The 19,293-nt window shown below is 61.6% G+C and carries 16 protein-coding genes; 9 read left to right on the plus strand and 7 right to left on the minus strand.

Features of this window, described 5'->3' with window-relative positions; all coding sequences use genetic code 11:
* Positions 1-5 precede the first annotated feature (5 nt).
* The 4 genes from KCG87_RS05095 to KCG87_RS05110 are packed head-to-tail and all read right to left on the minus strand — an operon-like array spanning position 6 to position 2,780.
* On the minus strand, positions 6-533 hold the full coding sequence (locus tag KCG87_RS05095; RefSeq protein WP_098966815.1) for a pilus assembly protein PilP: 528 nt from the start codon (positions 531-533) through the stop codon (positions 6-8).
* Positions 530-1,153 carry a type 4a pilus biogenesis protein PilO gene (gene pilO / locus KCG87_RS05100; protein ID WP_098966813.1) on the minus strand — a complete coding sequence of 208 codons (624 nt, stop codon included), beginning with the start codon at positions 1,151-1,153 and terminating at the stop codon, positions 530-532. Before pilO ends, KCG87_RS05095 begins: the two co-directional genes overlap by 4 nt.
* Positions 1,150-1,716, minus strand: coding sequence for a PilN domain-containing protein (locus tag KCG87_RS05105; RefSeq protein WP_210556779.1), 567 nt, complete (start codon positions 1,714-1,716; stop codon positions 1,150-1,152). Before KCG87_RS05105 ends, pilO begins: the two co-directional genes overlap by 4 nt.
* Positions 1,716-2,780: a pilus assembly protein PilM gene (locus KCG87_RS05110; protein ID WP_096794691.1), complete on the minus strand. Its 1,065-nt coding sequence runs from the start codon at positions 2,778-2,780 to the stop codon at positions 1,716-1,718. The genes KCG87_RS05105 and KCG87_RS05110 overlap by 1 nt, the downstream gene beginning before the upstream one ends.
* A gap of 216 nt (positions 2,781-2,996) precedes the next feature.
* Between KCG87_RS05110 and KCG87_RS05115 the strand changes: the two genes are divergently transcribed.
* Positions 2,997-5,444 (plus strand): penicillin-binding protein 1A, encoded by a 2,448-nt coding sequence (locus KCG87_RS05115; protein WP_210556780.1) that lies wholly within the window; start codon positions 2,997-2,999, stop codon positions 5,442-5,444.
* A 319-nt stretch (positions 5,445-5,763) separates the two neighbouring features.
* On the opposite strand, the gene KCG87_RS05120 is transcribed toward KCG87_RS05115, so the two are convergent.
* From KCG87_RS05120 to rpmE, 3 genes are all read right to left on the minus strand, one after another.
* Positions 5,764-7,032 carry a malic enzyme-like NAD(P)-binding protein gene (locus KCG87_RS05120; protein ID WP_003220889.1) on the minus strand — a complete coding sequence of 423 codons (1,269 nt, stop codon included), beginning with the start codon at positions 7,030-7,032 and terminating at the stop codon, positions 5,764-5,766.
* A gap of 183 nt (positions 7,033-7,215) precedes the next feature.
* The gene (locus KCG87_RS05125) at positions 7,216-7,998 is read right to left on the minus strand and encodes a thermonuclease family protein (protein WP_098968472.1); all 783 of its coding nucleotides are present in this window, start codon (positions 7,996-7,998) and stop codon (positions 7,216-7,218) included.
* Positions 7,999-8,039: 41 nt separating this feature from the next.
* Positions 8,040-8,255: a 50S ribosomal protein L31 gene (rpmE, locus tag KCG87_RS05130; protein WP_007968345.1), complete on the minus strand. Its 216-nt coding sequence runs from the start codon at positions 8,253-8,255 to the stop codon at positions 8,040-8,042.
* 286 nt (positions 8,256-8,541) lie between these two features.
* On the opposite strand from rpmE, the gene KCG87_RS05135 reads away from it, so the two are divergent.
* The 8 genes from KCG87_RS05135 to phaZ all read left to right on the plus strand — a co-directional run bounded on the left by KCG87_RS05135 (position 8,542) and on the right by phaZ (position 19,206).
* Positions 8,542-10,761, plus strand: a complete 2,220-nt coding sequence (locus tag KCG87_RS05135) for a primosomal protein N' (RefSeq protein WP_210556781.1) — start codon at positions 8,542-8,544, stop codon at positions 10,759-10,761.
* A 239-nt stretch (positions 10,762-11,000) separates the two neighbouring features.
* On the plus strand, positions 11,001-12,737 hold the full coding sequence (gene argS, locus KCG87_RS05140; protein ID WP_098966806.1) for an arginine--tRNA ligase: 1,737 nt from the start codon (positions 11,001-11,003) through the stop codon (positions 12,735-12,737).
* A 1-nt stretch (position 12,738) separates the two neighbouring features.
* Complete coding sequence (locus KCG87_RS05145) at positions 12,739-13,446, plus strand: SPOR domain-containing protein (RefSeq protein WP_041074932.1); 708 nt, start codon at positions 12,739-12,741, stop codon at positions 13,444-13,446.
* 289 nt (positions 13,447-13,735) lie between these two features.
* A complete protein-coding gene (hslV, locus tag KCG87_RS05150; protein WP_007968352.1) occupies positions 13,736-14,266 on the plus strand; it encodes an ATP-dependent protease subunit HslV in 531 nt (176 codons plus the stop codon).
* 55 nt (positions 14,267-14,321) lie between these two features.
* Positions 14,322-15,659 carry an ATP-dependent protease ATPase subunit HslU gene (gene hslU, locus KCG87_RS05155; protein ID WP_007968354.1) on the plus strand — a complete coding sequence of 446 codons (1,338 nt, stop codon included), beginning with the start codon at positions 14,322-14,324 and terminating at the stop codon, positions 15,657-15,659.
* 153 nt (positions 15,660-15,812) lie between these two features.
* Complete coding sequence (locus KCG87_RS05160; RefSeq protein ID WP_098966804.1) at positions 15,813-16,190, plus strand: DUF971 domain-containing protein; 378 nt, start codon at positions 15,813-15,815, stop codon at positions 16,188-16,190.
* Between the two features lie 257 nt (positions 16,191-16,447).
* Positions 16,448-18,127 carry a class II poly(R)-hydroxyalkanoic acid synthase gene (phaC, locus tag KCG87_RS05165; protein WP_098966803.1) on the plus strand — a complete coding sequence of 560 codons (1,680 nt, stop codon included), beginning with the start codon at positions 16,448-16,450 and terminating at the stop codon, positions 18,125-18,127.
* Positions 18,128-18,351: 224 nt separating this feature from the next.
* On the plus strand, positions 18,352-19,206 hold the full coding sequence (gene phaZ / locus KCG87_RS05170; RefSeq protein ID WP_027611303.1) for a poly(3-hydroxyalkanoate) depolymerase: 855 nt from the start codon (positions 18,352-18,354) through the stop codon (positions 19,204-19,206).
* Positions 19,207-19,293 lie beyond the last annotated feature (87 nt).

Here is a 19,293-nt window from a genome sequence, read left to right on the forward strand (position 1 = left end):
TTCCACTATGAGTGCTCTTTCAAAGGAATGGTGCGCGGACGTTCCAGCCAGGCGCCTTCGCCGTCGGGCACGATCTCGACCACATCGACCTGAGTGGCGCTGATGGCGACAATGCGCCCGTCGTTGCGCCCCAGGTAGTCGCCGACTTTCAACCGATGCACTGCACCCGCCCCGCGCAGCAAGGCAAAGGAGCCGCTGGCATTGGAGATCGTGCCGACCATTTCAAACTGCTCGATGTTGAAACCTTCGAGGTATTGCTTGACCCGGTTGGGGTCGGGTTTGACGTTGCGCGAGCCACGCTGCTGCCCGGCCAGATCGACGCGCACCTGGCGCGAGAACGGGCTGCGCAGGTTGGCCGCGCTGTAGGTAAAGGTGGGATAGGAATGAAAGGTCGGCGTCGGCTCGATCTTGCCGGCCGGGCGCAGACGCACTTCGTTCATGTAGGCGTCGAGGTCGCTGAATTCGTCACTGCTGCCGCAACCACTGAGGCCGAGCACCAGCACTGACAGGGCGAAATAACGGATCGGGGTCATTTGTCCAACCCCTTGTCGTTATAGCGGTAGGTCTTGGCGAGGATGCTCATGCGCAGCTTCGTCCCGCCGTCGGGATTGGCCGGTGCCAGTTCGAAATCGTGCAAGGTGACGATCCGTGGCAACCCGGCGACGCCACTGACGAAGGTCGCGAGGTCGTGGTAAGCCCCGGTGACAGTGATCTGGATCGGCAGCTCGATGTAGAACGGCTGGGTCACCTCCGGCAGCAGCTTGATCTCTTCGAATTCAAGACCGCTGCCCAGCCCGGTACGGGTAATGTCCTCGAGCAATCCCGGGACCTCGGTGTCGCTGGGCAACTGCCGCAGGAGCACGCCGAAGGAGGTCTCCATCTCCTTCATCTGCTGGGTGTAGAGCTCCAGGTTGGCAGCCATGTGCGCCTTGCTGGCGAACTGCTCCTTCAAGGTGTCCTCTTCCTGACGCTTGGCTTCCAGCTGGTTTTCCATGTCGCTGATGAAAAAGTTATAGCCAAGCGCCAACACCAGCACCGCCAGCAATGCTCCCGCGATAGTTTTCACCGCGGCCGGCCAGGAGCCGATATTGCTGGTGTCCAGATCGTTGAAGTCGATATTGCGCAGACTTTGCAGCCATTCGGACGGCTTCATTTGTCGCCCTCCGTCACGGCTGGCTGGGTCTGACGCACAGTCAGCTGAAAGACGTTGGCCTGATCCACCTGACCGGCGGTCGTCGCTTTCACCTCGTTCAAGCTGGGCGCATCGAACCAGTCGGAAGCGTCCAGATTGCGCATCAGCTCCGAGACGCGATTGTTCGATTCCGCCGCGCCGCTGATCGACAGCGTTTTGCCGACCAGTTTCACGCTGGTGAAATACACTCCGTCCGGCAGCGTGCGCGCCAGTTGATCGAAGATTCGTCCGCTGATCTGCCGGTTGCCCTGCAAGTCCTGGATGATGCGCATGCGCTCGACCAGTTGCTGGCGCCGTGCCTTGAGTTCGCTGATCTGCTTGATCCGTTCGTCGACCACGGCGATCTGTTTGCCAATGTAGTCATTGCGTGCTGCCTGCCGCTCGATGGCGGTACTGAAGATCTGATCGGCGATGAACACTGCGCCCACCGAACCGACGAACACCCCGATCAGGATCAGCAGAAAGCGTTTGCGCCGCTCTTCGCGACGTTCCTCACGCCAGGGGAGAAGGTTGATCCGCGCCATCAGTCGAAACTCCTGAGCGCGAGCCCGCAAGCAATCATCAGGGCCGGCGCGTCACTGGCCAGGGCTCCGGCGTTGACCTTGCTGCTCAAGGCCATGTCGGAAAACGGGTTGGCGACCTGGGTCGGGGTGCCCAGACGCTGTTCGATCAGCCGATCCAGCCCCGGCACCGAGGCGGTGCCGCCGGCCAGCAGAATGTGATCGACCGCGTTGTACTGCCCGGAGGCAAAGAAGAACTGCAACGAGCGCGAGACCTGCTGCACCAGAGCATCACGGAACGGTTGCAATACCTCGCTGACATAGTCGTCCGGCAGACCGCCCTGCTTTTTCGCCAGCCCGGCCTGCTCGACGGTCAGGCCGTAGCGGCGCTGGATCTCCTCAGTCAGCTGCCTGCCACCGAACAGCTGCTCACGGGTATAGATGATGCGGCCGTTGTGCAGGACGCTGAGGGTGGTCATGGTCGCGCCGATGTCCACCACCGCCACGGTCAGGCGTTCCTGCGAGGCTGCCAGTTGAGTAGCGAGCAGGCCGAACGAGCGCTCCAGCGCATAGGCCTCGACATCGACCACGCGCGCGGTCAGCCCCGCCAGCGCCAGCGCCGCTTCGCGGACTTCGACGTTTTCCTTGCGACAGGCGGCCAGCAGCACGCTGACGCGCTCCGGGTTGCGCGGCGACACGCCCTGGACTTCGAAATCGATGGCGACTTCGTCCAGTGGATAGGGAATGTATTGGTCGGCTTCGATCTTCAGCTGGTTTTCCAGCTCATCATCGGTCAGTCCGGCGTCCATCTCGATGATCTTGGTGATCACCGCAGAACCGGCCACCGCCACCGCCACGCTCTTGAGCCCGGTGCGTGCCTTGACCAGCACCCGGGACAAGGCATGGCCCACGCCTTCGAGCTCGGCGATGTTCTTTTCGACCACGGCGTTGGGCGGCAGCGGCTCTACCGCGTAGGCCTCGACCCGGTAGCGATCGCCCTGACGGCTCAACTCCAGCAGCTTCACCGAAGTGGAGCTGATGTCGATCCCCAGTAACGTATTGGTCTTTTTCTTGAAGAGTCCCAGCACTACCAATTCCCTATGACTTTCCGTGAGTTACGGACTCTGTAATACGCATTGCGTTCCTTCACCCCGTCTTGACAGAAGCGCAAATGACGCCCCCAGCAGAAAAGTGCTTATAATGCCCAGCGTTTTTTTCCGCTTTTTACTGCCGGCCCAGGCTGTTCTGTGTGTTACCGGAACCCTGCCGCCCAATTCATTCTTTGCCCTGGATGTTCAAAAGCCTTGATTCGTCTGCTGAAATTTTTCGGTTGGTCCATCGTCGCCGTTTTCTGCGGACTGCTTTTAGGTCTCAGCGGCGCGTTTCTTTACCTTAGTCCGGGTTTGCCGTCTGTGGAGGCGCTGAGAAGCATTCAGTTGCAGATTCCGCTCCGGGTCTACAGCAGCGACAACAAGTTGATCGCAGAATTTGGCGAAATGCGCCGTACTCCGATCCGTTTCGCCGACATTCCACCCAATTTCATTAATGCGTTACTAAGTGCTGAAGACGACAATTTCGCCAACCACTATGGCGTCGATCCGAGCAGCCTGATGCGCGCCGCGACCCAACTGGTCAAAAGCGGGCACATTCAGTCCGGCGGCAGCACCATCACCATGCAGGTGGCGAAGAACTTCTTCCTGACCAGCGAACGCAGCTTCTCGCGCAAAACCACCGAGATTCTTCTGGCCCTGCAGATCGAACGGCAGTTGACCAAGGACGAGATCCTCGAGCTGTACGTGAACAAGATTTATCTGGGTAACCGCGCCTACGGCATCGAGGCGGCGGCGCAGGTGTATTACGGCAAGTCGATCCGTGATGTCAGCCTGGCGCAGATGGCGATGATCGCCGGCCTGCCGAAAGCCCCGTCGCGCTTCAACCCGCTGGCCAACCCGGCGCGCAGCAAGGAGCGCCGCGACTGGATTCTCGGACGCATGTACAAGCTCGGAAAGATTTCCGAGGCTGACTACACCGCCGCGATCAACGAGCCGCTGAACGCCAGCTATCACGTGCCGACCCCGGAAGTGAACGCACCGTACATCGCCGAAATGGCCCGTGCCGAAATGGTCGGTCGCTATGGCAGCGACGCTTACACCGAAGGTTTCCGCGTCACCACCACGGTGCCGAGCAACCTGCAGGAAATGGCCAACACCGCGCTGCACGAAGGCTTGATGACCTACGATCAGCGCCATGGCTACCGCGGACCCGAGTCGCGCCTGCCGGGCAAGACTCACGAAGCCTGGGCGACCGAGCTGACCAAGCAGCGCACCATCAGCAGCCTGGAGCCGGCCATCGTTACCCAGGTCGACAAGAATGGCTTGCAGGTGCTGACCCGTACCGGCGAAGAACACGTCGCTTGGGACACCATGAAATGGGCGCGACCATTCCTCAACACCAACAGCATGGGCGCCGCACCGCGTCAGCCGTCGGATGTGGCGCAGGTCGGCGATCTGATTCGCGTGCAGCGTCAGCCGAACAATTCGCTGAAATTCAGCCAGATCCCGCAGGCGCAAGGCGCGCTGGTATCGCTGGATCCGCAGAACGGCGCGATTCGCTCGCTGGTCGGCGGTTTCGCCTTCGAGCAGAGCAACTACAACCGCGCCCTGCAGGCCAAGCGTCAGCCGGGGTCGAGCTTCAAGCCGTTCGTCTACAGCGCTGCGCTGGACAGCGGCTACACCGCCGCAACCCTGGTCAACGACGCGCCGATCGTGTTCGTCGACGAGTACCTGGACAAGGTCTGGCGGCCGAAGAACGACACCAACACCTTCCTCGGCCCGATCCGTCTGCGCGAGGCGCTGTACAAGTCGCGTAACCTGGTGTCGATCCGCCTGTTGCAGGCGATGGGTGTGGGCAAGACCATCGACTACATCACCCGTTTCGGCTTCAACAAGCAGGACCTGCCGCCGAACCTGTCGCTGGCACTGGGCACCGCGACCCTGACCCCGATGGAAATCGCTACCGGCTGGAGCACCTTTGCCAACGGCGGCTACAAGATCACCCCGTACATCATCGACAAGATCGAAAGCCGCAACGGCGACACGCTGTTCGTCGCCAACCCGCCGACCGTGCCACAGGGTGGCTCGGCGACCGATGGCATCGCGGCGCCGACACCTCAGTCGATCACCGTCAACGCCGCTCCGATTCCGGGTGAAGCACCGGGCGCTGCCACTGCGCCACAAGCGCCGGCCGTGGCCGAGCGGATCGTCGATGGCCGCACCACATACATCCTCAACAGCATGCTGCAGGACGTGATCAAGCTCGGCACAGGTCGCCGCGCACTGGCCATGGGCCGCAGCGACATCGCCGGCAAGACCGGTACCACCAACGAATCGAAGGATGCGTGGTTCTCCGGTTACAACGCCGATTACGTGACCACCGTGTGGACCGGTTTCGACCAGCCGGAAAGTCTCGGTCGCCGCGAGTTCGGCGGCACCGTGGCGTTGCCGATCTGGATGAACTACATGTCTGCCGCGCTCAAGGACAAGCCGCCGCACGTACAGCCTGAGCCGGAAGGCATCCTCAGCCTGCGGGTGGATCCGGTCAGCGGTCGCGCGGCGACGCCGAGCACGCCGGGCGCCTACTTCGAACTGTTCAAGTCGGAAGACACGCCGCCTTCGGTGAACGAACTGGGCAACGGCACCGTACCGGGCAGCCCGCTGCCGGCGGATGAGCAGGCACCGATCGATCTGTTCTGATCAATGCGCCCCAAAAAGCCCCGCCTTCGAAAGAAGTGCGGGGCTTTTTTATGCCTGAAAATCAAGAGCCCCTCACCCTAGTCCTCTCCCGGAGGGAGAGGGGACTGATTGGGGGATGCTCGGGCGTTGCGCCGACCTGAACGTGCTGTGCCGAATCCATAATCGACACCACCCTTATAGGTCGGCGTATGAACCCAGACAACTCGGTCAGTCCCCTCTGCCTTTGGGAGAGGGTTAGGGTGAGGGGGCTCTTGATCTTCAGGCACAAAAAAGCCCCGACTCTCACAAGCCGGGGCTTTCGTTGAAGCGCTACAACGGCTTAGCCGTTGAACACGTCATCCACGCTTTTCAGCGGGTAGTTCTTCGGATACGGCAGGGTGGCCACACCGGTCTCGATCGCAGCCTTGGCCACAGCGTCGGAGATCAGGGTGATCAGGCGCTTGTCCATTGGCTTCGGAATGATGTACTCACGACCGAATTCCAGAGGCGCACCACCGTAGGCGTCGCACACGTCCTGTGGCACTGGCAGTTTGGCCAGTTCGCGCAGGGCGTTGGCCGCAGCCACTTTCATTTCTTCGTTGATGCGCTTGGCGCGAACGTCCAGGGCACCACGGAAGATGAACGGGAAGCCCAGAACGTTGTTGACCTGGTTCGGGTAGTCGGAACGACCGGTGGCCATGATCACGTCGCTGCGAGTGGCGTGCGCCAGTTCCGGGGAGATTTCCGGATCCGGGTTCGAGCAGGCGAAGACGATCGGGTTGGCCGCCATCGACAGCAGACCTTCAGCGCTCAGCAGGTTCGGGCCGGACAGACCGACGAACACGTCAGCGCCTTTCAGAGCATCAGCCAGGCTGCGCTTGTCGGTGGCGTGAGCGAACACGGCTTTGTACTGGTTCAGGTCATCACGGCCGGAGTGGATCACGCCGGTACGGTCAACCATGAAGATGTTTTCGATTTTTGCGCCCATGCTCACCAGCAACTTCATGCAGGAGATGGCCGCAGCGCCGGCGCCGAGGCAGACGATTTTGGCTTCCGGCAGGGTTTTGCCGGCGATTTCCAGGGCGTTGATCATGCCCGCAGCGGTCACGATCGCGGTGCCGTGCTGGTCATCGTGGAATACCGGAATGTCGCACTGCTCGATCAGAGCACGTTCGATCTCAAAGCACTCAGGCGCCTTGATGTCTTCCAGGTTGATGCCACCGAAGGTGATGGAGATGCGTTTTACGGTGTCGATGAAGGCTTGCGGGCTTTCGGAGTCGACTTCGATGTCGAATACGTCGATACCGGCGAAGCGCTTGAACAGTACGCCTTTACCTTCCATCACTGGCTTGGAGGCCAGTGGGCCGAGGTTACCCAGGCCCAGAATCGCGGTGCCATCGGAAATGACTGCAACCAGGTTGCCCTTGCCGGTGTATTTGTAGGCCAGTTCAGGATCGCGGGCGATCTCACGCACTGGTTCAGCTACGCCGGGGCTGTAGGCCAGCGACAGGTCGCGGGCGGTAGCAGTGGCCTTGGTGAGCTCGACACTCAGCTTCCCTGGACGAGGATTGGCATGATATTCGAGAGCGGCAGTTTTCAGATCAGACATTTTGGCATTCCGCTTTTTACTGTTGGACAGACTGGTCAGCGAGGATACGCGCCTCGCAAAGTCCCCACAAGACTGAGCGGTCACCCCTGTCAAGCGCCCTGTCCTACGACTTTGGGCCAAGAGCCACGGCGCACAAGGGCTGGACTGTTCACAATCGACAGAAAAAATGTCTACAATTTTTCTTCAGCGCGCGCTTTGCAGCATCGACGGATCGGTCAACGGCAGCAGCCAACGTGGCTGGCCCGGTTTCAACCCGCCACGCCGCGAACGGTCGACGACCCAGCCGCGAGCCTCGATCTGTCTGCCCTGCAGCGCCTGCAACCGGGCGTTGTCGAATTGTCCGACCAGATTGGGTGCAACGCGCAGTACAACCGAGTCCTGCAACTCGATCCAGATTCCGCCGCGATTGCGTTGAACCTTGCTCACACGCCCACTGACCACGGCGAAACCCGAAGCGCGGATCTGCTCCGCTTTCAGTACAGGTGACTGGCGCCACAGGCCCCGACCGGCCTGCCGGGCGCTGCGTTCGGCCGCCTGCTGACAGGCCACAAGATCGACATTCGGTGCCACCGCCACCTGAAAACCGAGGCCGTCGGCGAGCATTTGCGCTTCAAGATTGGTGCCGTTGGTGCTGTAGACATGCGCGAGGGTGCGACCGTAATGGTCTTTGGCCTGCTTGCCGGGGAGCAGACCGACCCGACCGCCGCTGTCCGCCACCAGTACTTCAAGGCGTTTGCGCGCCGCCACGGCGAAGGGTTCGTCACTGCGGCCCTGCTTGCCCAGCTCCGGCGTGTTGAGACCGATCATCCGCACACTGCGCCCATCGCTCAGGCGTAGCGTGTCGCCATCGACCACGCGCTGGACGCTGACGCTGCTGAGGCCGGCAGGCGTGGGGCAAAATGCCTGGGCAGCGGACAGCCAAATCGCGGACACAAAAAAGGCGCCCACAAGGGACGCCTTTTTCATCAGCCTGGAGAAACCGTCGAAGTTTTCCAGAATGACCAATCTTACTTCTTGGCGCCGAAGGCACCGAAACGGTCGGCGAACTTCTGAACGCGGCCACCGGTGTCCAGAGTCTTCTGCTTACCGGTGTAGAACGGGTGGCACTCGTTGCAAACGTCGATCGCCAGGGCTTTGCCGAAGGTCGAACGGGTTTCGAACTTGTTGCCGCAGCTGCAGGTTACTGCAACTTCTGGGTAATTCGGGTGGATATCAGCTTTCATGATGTCTTCCTCAGCTAGCGTGCCGCCACCCAACACTATTGTTGAATACCGCACGTAATTAGGCCGCGGATTCTACCAGACAATGTCAATCGCGCAAGCTGTCCCTGAGACCGACCGTCTGCTAGGCTCCCGGGCTTGAACGCACTCCCCTGTGGGAGCGAGCTTGCTCGCGAATGCGTTGTGCCAGTTGATGACTTCGTGCCTGACACACCGCGTTCGCGAGCAAGCTCGCTCCCACAGTTGATCTGCGCCAAGCCTCCTTTTGTGTTGATCGAGATCCCCCCGCGTGCCCGACGCCATTCTGCGCCTCGCCCTGCCTTCGCCCCTGCGCCGCCTGTTCGACTATCGGGCCCCGGCCGGGGTGCTGCGCGCCCAGTTGCAGCAGGGCATGCGCCTGCGGGTGCCGTTCGGGCGGCGGGAGATGATCGGGATTCTGGTCGAGATCACCGATACCAGCGACGTGCCGCTGGAGAAACTCAAACCGGCGTTGGCCCTGCTCGATGCAGAGCCGCCGCTGCCGCCCGCACTGTTCAAGCTGTGCCTGTGGACGTCGCAGTATTACCAGCACAGCCTCGGCGACACCTTGAGCTGGGCGCTGCCGGTGCTGCTGCGTCAGGGCGAACTGGCCGAGGCGCGACAGGAGCGCTTCTGGTCAGTCGCCCCCGGCGCCAGCCTCGATGATCCGCGCGTCGCCCGCGCGCCACGGCAACGGGAAGCACTGGCAACACTGGCGCAGCACCCGCACGGCGTGGCCCATCAGTTGTTGAGCAAGCTGATGCTGAGCAAGGACAGCCTCGACCTGCTGCTGGCCAAGGGTCTGGTGCAAGTGGAGATCCGGCGCCACGCCCCCGGGGTGCGCCATGAACACTGGTTGGCGCAACCGGAGTTGCCGCTGAACACCGAACAACGCGCCGCTTACGAAGCGATCCGTGCCGGGTTCGACAGTTATCACGCGTTTCTGCTGGCCGGCGTCACGGGCAGCGGCAAGACCGAAGTCTATTTGCAACTGATCCGCGAAACCCTCGAAGCAGGCAAGCAGGCGCTGGTGCTGATCCCGGAGATCAACCTCGGCCCGCAGACCCTGGCGCGTTTCGAACAGCGCTTCAACGCGCGCATCGCCCTGCTGCATTCGGCGGTCAACGACCGTGAGCGCCTCGACGCCTGGCTCGCTGCCCGCGACGGCGAGGCCGACATTATTATCGGCACTCGCTCGGCGCTGTTCACCCCGATGAAGAACCCGGGGCTGATCATCATCGACGAAGAGCACGACGGCTCCTATAAACAGCAGGAAGGCCTGCGCTACCACGCCCGGGATCTGGCACTGGTGCGCGCGCGACAGGAAAACATCCCGATCGTCCTCGGGTCCGCCACGCCTTCACTGGAAAGCCTGCACAACGCCTACACCGGTCGTTATGGCCTGCTGCGCCTCAACGAGCGGGCCGGCGGCGCCAAGCAACCACGTTTCCTGCGGCTGGACGTGAAAAGCCGTCCGCTGGACAGCGGCATTTCCGGGCCGATGCAACAAGCCATTGGCCAGACCCTCGCGGCCGGCCAGCAGGTGCTGGTGTTTCTCAACCGGCGCGGCTTTGCGCCGACGTTGCTGTGCCACGATTGCGGCTGGATGTCCGAGTGCTCACGCTGCGATGCGCGAATGACCGTGCACCAGCGCTACGGCGAACTGCGCTGCCACCACTGTGGCAACGTCGAGCGCACGCCGCGCCAATGCCCCAAGTGCAACAAAGTCGATCTGCGGCCGGTGGGCGCCGGCACCGAACGCGCCGAAGAACGCCTGGCGATTCTGTTCCCGGACTACCCGGTGCTGCGCGTCGACCGCGACAGCACTTCGCGCAAGGACGCGATGAATCAGCTGTTCGCGACCATTCAGAAGGGTCAGCCATGCATTCTGGTCGGCACCCAGATGTTGGCCAAGGGGCACCACTTCCCCCGGGTTACGCTGGTGTCGATTCTGGATGCCGACGGCGGACTGTTCTCCGGCGACTTCCGTGCCAGCGAGCGCATGGCGCAATTGATCGTGCAGGTCGCCGGGCGCGCCGGGCGGGCTGAGGAGCCGGGCAAGGTGATCATTCAGACCCACCTGGCCGACCATCCTTTATTGGTGCAACTGACCGAGCAGGGTTACTTCGCTTTCGCCGAGCAGGCCTTGAGCGAGCGCCGGGCTGCCGGACTGCCACCGTTTTCACACTTGGCCCTGTTGCGTGCCGAAGCGCACAAACCGGGGCAGGCCGAAGGTTTTCTCGATGAGGCATGCAGCGCGGCCGAACGCTTGCTGGTCGAGCAGAATCTGAGCGGCATCGAATTGCTCGGGCCGGTGCCGGCGCCGATGGAGCGCCGAGCCGGTCGCTATCGTGCACAGTTGTTGGTGCAGGCGACAGCGCGGACGCCGCTGCATCGGTTGCTCGCCAGCTGGTTGCTGGAATTAGAGCAGATGCCGAGCGGGCGCGCGGTGCGCTGGTCGCTGGATGTCGATCCCGTGGATCTGTATTGATCTGAAAATCGCCTTCGCGAGCAAGCCCGCTCCCACATTGGATCTGCGGCGTTCACAGATTATGTGTCTGACACCGATCCCCTGTGGGAGCGGGCTTGCTCGCGAATAGGCCCGAATTGTCACCACATATCCATAAGCTGCCTGCTAAGGTTGGCAAGCCCGTCTTCGCAACGGATAATGCCCAGTTTTTCCACCCGCGCATCGATGCGCCGCCGCGCTTGCGGTCGAAAGAGAAGACCATGAAAGACACCATTCGCCAGCTGATCCAACAAGCCCTCACCCAACTCGTCAACGAAGGTGTGTTGCCTGAAGGCCTGTCGCCGGCGATTCAGGTGGAGAACGCCCGCGACAAAACCCACGGCGACTTCGCCAGCAACATCGCCATGATGCTGGCCAAGCCTGCGGGCATGAAGCCGCGCGATCTGGCGGAGAAAATCATCGCTGCGCTGCCGGCCGACGAGAACGTCACCAAGGCCGAAATCGCCGGTCCGGGCTTCATCAATTTCTTCCAGAACACCCAGGCCCTCGCCTCGCGCCTCGACGCCGCTCTGGCCGACGCTAACGTTGGTGTGCGCAAGGCCGGCCCGGCGCAGCGCACCGTGGTCGACCTGTCGGCACCGAACCTGGCCAAAGAGATGCACGTCGGCCACTTGCGCTCGACGATCATCGGCGACGGCGTGGCCCGTGTTCTCGAGTTCCTCGGCGACGAAGTGATCCGCCAGAACCACGTGGGCGACTGGGGCACCCAGTTCGGCATGCTGATGGCGTATCTGCAGGAAAACCCGATCACCAGCGACGAGCTGTCCGATCTGGAAAACTTCTACCGCGCCGCCAAGCAGCGTTTCGACGAATCCGAAGAATTCGCCGACCGCGCCCGTGGTCTGGTGGTCAAGCTGCAGGCCGGCGATGCCGAGTGCCTGGCGCTGTGGACCAAGTTCAAGGACATCTCGCTGTCGCACTGCCAGAAGATCTACGAACTGCTCAACGTCAAACTGACCATGGCCGACGTGATGGGCGAAAGCGCCTACAACGACGACCTGATCAACGTGGTCAACGACCTCAAAGCCGCCGGCATGCTGGTCGAGAGCAACGGCGCCCAGTGCGTGTTCCTCGACGAGTTCAAGAACGCCGACGGCGATCCGCTGCCAGTGATCATCGTCAAGGCTGACGGCGGTTACCTGTACGCCACCACTGACCTGGCAGCCGTGCGCTACCGCAGTGGCAAGCTGAAAGCCGACCGCGCGCTGTACTTCGTCGACCAGCGTCAGGCCCTGCATTTCCAGCAAGTGTTCGCCGTGGCGCGCAAGGCCGGTTTCGTGACCCATCCGATGGAGATGGAGCACATGGGCTTCGGCACCATGAACGGCGCCGACGGCCGTCCGTTCAAGACCCGTGATGGCGGCACCGTGAAGCTGATCGATTTGCTGACCGAAGCGCAGGAACGTGCCTACAACCTGGTCAAAGAGAAAAACCCGACACTGGCCGAAGACGAACTGCGCAACATCGCCAAGGTTGTCGGCATCGGTGCGGTGAAATACGCCGACCTGTCCAAGCACCGCACCAGCGACTACAGCTTCAACTTCGACCTGATGCTGAATTTCGAAGGCAACACCGCGCCGTACCTGTTGTACGCCTATACCCGTGTGGCCGGTGTGTTCCGCAAACTGGGCAAGGACTTCAGCGAAGTCGATGGCCAGATCGTCCTCGAAGCCGCGCACGAGCAAGAGCTGGCGGCGAAGCTGGCGCAGTTCGGCGAAGTGCTGAACAACGTCGCGGAAAAAGGCACACCGCACATCCTCTGCACCTATCTGTATGACGTCGCCGGTCTGTTCTCCAGCTTCTACGAGAACTGCCCGATCCTCGCCGCCGAGACGCCGGTCCAGATGCAGAGCCGTCTGCGTCTGGCCGCGCTGACCGGTCGTACTCTCAAGCAAGGCCTGGAACTGTTGGGCCTGGAAACTCTGGAGCGCATGTAAGTTGGCTGCCAAGAAAAAACCTGCACCCAAGCGTGGCGCCAGCCGTTACCAAGCTCCTGCAAAGCAACCGATCCCGGGCTGGCTGTGGATGGCCATCGGCCTGACGGTCGGTGCGTTCATCGTGTTCCTGATGAAACTGGAGCCAGGCAAGGGCAGCGACACGGTCAAGCGCGAGAAAGTCGAGCAGGCGCAACAGCAGAAAGCGTCGAAGATCGCCGAGGCCAACAAGACCCCGCCGAGCCCGACGCAACCGGTGAAGCCGAAGTACGACTTCTACACCTTGCTGCCGGAATCGGAAGTGATCGTGCCGCCGGATGCCGTGCCGGAGAAAACCCTGCCGACGCCACAAGTGCCGACCACGCCGGTCACCCCGGCGGAAGCGGCGAAGATCGACACCGCGCGGGCGCAGGCTGCGCTGTCAGGTATTACCCCGCCGCCAGCGCCACCGGTGGCGAAAGCGGCGCCGGTGACCAAGTTCTTCCTCCAGGCCGGCTCGTTCCGCAAAGAGGCGGACGCGGACAAGGTGCGGGCGCAGATCATTCTGCTGGGCCAGGCTGTTTCGGTTGAGTCGGGCACGGTGAAGGATGAAACCTGGTACCGCGTATTGGTTGGCCCGTTCAGCAATCGCGAGCAACTGACCACCGCACAGAAACAATTGGCCGGCAGCGGCTTCAGCAATCTGCTGTTACAACAACGCCAGAGCCGCTGATTGCCCCCCCGTGGGCAGCCTCATTCCGAGGCTGCCCACAATCCCTGTGGTGAGGGGATTCATCCCCGACCGGCTGCGCAGCAGTCGTAAATCCAGCATGCGCGGTGTGCCAGACCGGCTGCAATCGCAGGTCTCAGGGCCGCTTCGCGCCCCATCGGGGATAAATCCCCTCGCCACAGTCATCAAACACCATTCGTCTCCCATTACCCTCCCCGGTTGAAATCCTCTCCAGCACCCCCATATGAATGGGCATAAGGCATTTTCGCCCCGCTGCGTGGAGACTCTTCCCTTGACCACCATCGTTTCAGTCCGCCGCCACGGCAAAGTCGTCATGGGCGGCGACGGCCAGGTTTCTCTCGGCAACACCGTGATGAAAGGCAACGCGAAGAAAGTTCGTCGCCTGTACCACGGCCAGGTCATCGCCGGTTTCGCCGGTGCCACCGCCGACGCCTTCACCCTGTTCGAACGTTTCGAAGGCCAGCTCGAGAAACATCAGGGCCACCTGATCCGCGCCGCTGTCGAACTCGCCAAAGAATGGCGCACCGACCGCTCCCTGAGCCGCCTCGAAGCCATGCTCGCGGTCGCCAACAAGGACGCCTCGCTGATCATCACCGGCAACGGTGACGTGGTCGAACCCGAAGACGGCCTGATCGCCATGGGTTCCGGCGGCGCCTACGCGCAAGCCGCAGCCAGCGCGCTGTTGAAAAAGACCGACCTGTCGGCCCGGGAGATCGTCGAAACTGCCCTCGGTATCGCCGGCGACATCTGTGTATTCACCAACCACACCCAGACCATTGAGGAGCAGGATCTCGCTGAATAAGCCTGACGCGGCCAAAGTGCCACGGCTTGTTTCTGCTTGAGGACCGTCAATTACTATGTCCATGACTCCCCGCGAAATCGTCCACGAACTCAACCGCCATATCATCGGCCAGGACGATGCCAAGCGCGCCGTCGCGATTGCCCTGCGCAACCGCTGGCGCCGCATGCAGCTGCCTGAAGAGCTGCGCGTTGAAGTGACCCCGAAAAACATTCTGATGATCGGCCCGACCGGTGTCGGTAAAACCGAGATCGCCCGTCGTCTGGCGAAACTGGCCAACGCGCCGTTCATCAAGGTCGAAGCGACCAAATTCACCGAAGTCGGCTACGTCGGCCGTGACGTCGAATCGATCATCCGTGATCTGGCCGACGCCGCGATCAAGATGCTCCGCGAGCAGGAAATGACCCGCGTGCGTCACCGTGCCGAAGACGCTGCCGAGGACCGCATCCTCGACGCGCTGCTGCCACCGGCGCGCATGGGCTTCAGCAATGAAGAAGCACCGAGCAGCGATTCCAACACCCGTCAGCTGTTCCGCAAGCGCCTGCGCGAAGGCCAGTTGGACGACAAGGAAATCGAGATCGAAGTCGCCGAAGTGGCCGGCATCGAAATCGCCACGCCGCCTGGCATGGAAGAGATGACCAGCCAGCTGCAGAACCTGTTCGCCAACATGGGCAAGGGCAAGAAGAAAGCTCGCAAGCTCAAGGTCAAAGAAGCGCTGAAACTGGTGCGCGACGAAGAGGCCGGGCGTCTGGTCAACGAAGAAGAGTTGAAGGCCAAGGCGCTGGAAGCGGTCGAGCAGCACGGCATCGTGTTCATCGACGAAATCGACAAGGTCGCCAAACGCGGCAATGTCGGCGGCGCCGATGTGTCCCGTGAAGGCGTACAGCGCGATTTGCTGCCGCTGATCGAGGGCTGCACCGTCAACACCAAGCTGGGCATGGTCAAGACCGATCACATCCTGTTCATCGCCTCCGGTGCGTTCCACCTGAGCAAGCCGAGCGATCTGGTGCCGGAGCTGCAGGGCCGTCTGCCGATCCGTGTCGAGCTCAAGGCGCTGAGCCCGGAAGACTTCGAGCGCATCCTCAGCGAGCCGCACGCATCGCTCACCGAGCAATATTGCGCGCTGCTGAAAACCGAAGGCCTGAACATCCAGTTCCAGCCGGAAGGCATCAAGCGTCTGGCGGAGATCGCCTGGCAGGTCAACGAGAAAACCGAGAACATCGGTGCCCGTCGTCTGCACACGCTGCTTGAGCGTCTGCTGGAAGAGGTGTCGTTCAGTGCCGGCGACCTGGCCAGCGCGCATGACGACAAGCCGATCCTGATCGACGCTGCGTACGTCAACAGCCATCTGGGCGAATTGGCGCAGAACGAAGACCTGTCCCGTTATATCCTGTAAGCCATACTTACAGCGGTAGCGGACCCTGTGGGAGCGGGCTTGCTCGCGAAGAGGCCGTGCCAGTCGACAGCAATGTTGGCTGACATACCGCATTCGCGAGCAAGCCCGCTCCCACATTTGAATCAGGGTCGCCCACACAACGGACGCCAGACCATGACCTCAATCCCCACCGACATCAAACTGCACAAAGCCTCGAAAACCCTGACGCTCAAATACGCGTCCGGCGAGGAGTACACCCTGCCCGCCGAATTCCTGCGCGTGCATTCCCCTTCCGCCGAGGTCCAGGGCCACGGCAAACCGATCCTGCAATTCGGCAAGCTCAATGTCGGCCTCAGCGGCCTGGAACCGGCCGGTCAGTACGCACTGAAACTGACCTTCGACGACGGTCACGACAGCGGCTTGTTCACCTGGGAATATCTCTACGAGCTGGGGCGACGCCATGACGCACTCTGGGCCGATTATCTGGCCGAGCTCAAAGCGGCCGGGAAAACCCGCGATCCGGACGAGTCAATCGTCAAGCTGATGCTCTAGTCCGAGACTCTTGCTCTTTAGAGGGCATTTTCTAAATTCATCTGTTTGAATGCTCTGCTGTGTGGCCGAGGATCGGCCTGCTTGCGAAAAAAATTAAACTCGGGTAACCAATGGAGCTGGCAAGTTCCCTGCAGTGCTCTACGACTGTAAAGCAGCTATGCAGAATTAACGGTCACCCGAGCAGTAGTACCTGGCATTAGCTGTGGAACTGCACAGCAGAAACCGGGTACTCGTCTCAGGACAATGGAGCGTCGTAGATGAGTAACAAGAATAACGATGACCTGAAGTACCAAGCCTCGGAAAACACCCTGGGGCTTAATCCCGTCGTTGGGCTGCGCGGAAAGGATCTGCTGGCCTCTGCTCGAATGGTGCTGACCCAGGCCATCAAACAACCGATCCATAGCGTCAAGCACGTGACCCATTTCGGTCTTGAACTGAAGAATGTGCTGTTCGGCAAATCCGAACTGCAACCGGCCAGCGATGATCGTCGCTTCGCTGATCCGGCGTGGAGTCAGAACCCGCTCTACAAACGTTATCTGCAAACTTACCTGGCGTGGCGCAAGGAGCTCCATTCCTGGATCGACGACAGCAGCCTGTCACCCAAAGACATCGCGCGCGGCCACTTCGTGATCAACCTGATGACCGAAGCCATGGCCCCGACCAACACCGCCGCCAACCCGGCGGCGGTCAAACGCTTCTTCGAGACCGGCGGCAAAAGCCTGCTCGATGGCCTCTCGCATCTGGCCAAGGATCTGGTGCACAACGGCGGCATGCCGAGCCAGGTCAACATGGGCGCGTTCGAGGTCGGCAAGAGCCTTGGCGTGACCGAAGGCGCGGTGGTGTTTCGCAACGACGTGCTGGAGCTGATCCAGTACAAGCCGATCACCGAACAGGTCCACGAGCGGCCACTGCTCGTGGTGCCGCCACAGATCAACAAGTTCTACGTTTTTGATTTGAGCCCGGACAAGAGTCTGGCGCGCTTCTGCCTGCGCAATAACGTGCAGACCTTCATCGTCAGCTGGCGTAACCCGACCAAGGCCCAGCGCGAGTGGGGCCTGTCGACCTACATCGATGCGCTCAAGGAAGCAGTCGACGTGGTCACCGCAATCACCGGCAGCAAAGACATCAACATGCTCGGCGCCTGCTCCGGCGGCATCACCTGCACTGCCCTGCTCGGCCACTACGCCGCCCTCGGCGAAAAGAAGGTCAACGCCCTGACCCTGCTGGTCAGCGTCCTCGACACCACCCTGGACAGCGACGTCGCCCTGTTCGTCGACGAGCAGACCCTCGAGACCGCCAAGCGTCACTCATATCAGGCCGGCGTGCTCGAAGGCAAAGACATGGCCAAGGTCTTCGCGTGGATGCGCCCGAACGATCTGATCTGGAACTACTGGGTCAACAACTACCTGCTGGGCAACGAGCCACCGGTGTTCGACATCCTGTTCTGGAACAACGATACGACTCGACTGCCGGCCGCGTTCCACGGCGACCTGATCGAGATGTTCAAAAACAACCCACTGATCCGCCCCAATGCACTGGAAGTGTGCGGCACGCCGATCGACCTCAAGCAGGTCACCGCCGACATTTTCTCGCTGGCCGGTACCAACGACCACATCACCCCGTGGAAGTCCTGCTACAAGTCGGCGCAGCTGTTTGGCGGCAAGGTCGAGTTCGTGCTGTCGAGCAGCGGGCACATCCAGAGCATCCTGAACCCGCCGGGCAACCCGAAATCGCGCTATATGACCAGCGAAGGCATGGCCGCCAATGCCGACGAATGGCAAGAGAACTCGACCAAGCACACCGATTCCTGGTGGCTGTACTGGCAGGCGTGGCAGGCTGAACGCTCGGGTAATCTGAAAAAAGCACCAACCAAACTCGGCAACAAGGCGTACGCGCCAGGTGAAGCATCGCCGGGCACTTACGTTCATGAGCGGTAACTGACACACCTCATCCCCCTGTGGGAGCGGGCTTGTGGTGAGGGGATTCATCCCCGATGGGTCGCGCAGCGGCCCCAAAACCTGCAATCGCGGCAACTATGATTCTCCGCGTTTGAGGGTGTGCGACTGCTTCGCAGTCGATCGGGGATAAATCCCCTCGCCACAATGCCCGCTCCCACAGGGGATTGGAGGTGATATTGAGATTGACCCACAGGGCCTGAAGCATGCCGCAACCGTTCATTTTCCGTACCGTCGATCTGGATGGGCAGACCCTCCGCACCGCGGTACGCCCCGGCAAGCCTCATTTGACGCCCTTGCTGATTTTCAACGGCATCGGTGCCAACCTGGAGCTGGTGTTTCCGTTCGTCGCGGCGCTGGACCCGGATCTGGAAGTGATCGCCTTCGACGTACCCGGTGTCGGCGGCTCGTCGACGCCCAACCGGCCTTATCGCTTTCCCGGGCTGGCGAAGCTGACGGCGCGGATGCTCGACTACCTCGACTACGGTCAGGTCAACGTGATCGGCGTGTCGTGGGGCGGCGCGCTGGCGCAGCAATTCGCCCACGACTACCCCGAACGCTGCAAGAAACTGGTGCTGGCAGCGACTGCGGCCGGCGCCTTCATGGTGCCGGGCAAGCCGAAAGTGCTGTGGATGATGGCCAGCCCCCGGCGCTACATCCAGCCGTCCCACGTGATCCGCATTGCGCCGTTGATTTACGGCGGCTCGTTCCGCCGCGACCCGACCCTGGCCGCCAGCCATGCGGCGAAAGTGCGTTCGGCGGGCAAGCTCGGTTACTACTGGCAGCTGTTCGCCGGCCTCGGCTGGACCAGCATTCACTGGCTGCACAAGATCCATCAGCCGACCCTGGTGCTGGCCGGCGACGACGATCCGCTGATCCCGCTGATCAACATGCGCATGCTCGCCTGGCGCATCCCCAACGCCCAGTTGCACATCATCGACGACGGTCATCTGTTCCTGATCACCCGTGCCGAAGCCGTGGCGCCGATCATCATGAAATTCCTTGAGGAGGAACGGCAGCGCGCCGTGATGCACCCGCATCCGACCCCACTGGGCGGATAAATCACGGCGGCAGGCTTTATGCAGGGTTTTGAACAAAGTGCGCGGCAGGACGCCGCGCAGGCAGCAACCCGTAACAGCGACTATGGT

The organism is Pseudomonas sp. MWU347, assembly GCF_017947305.1.
In the GTDB taxonomy this organism is placed as follows: Bacteria; Pseudomonadota; Gammaproteobacteria; order Pseudomonadales; family Pseudomonadaceae; genus Aquipseudomonas; species Aquipseudomonas putida_A.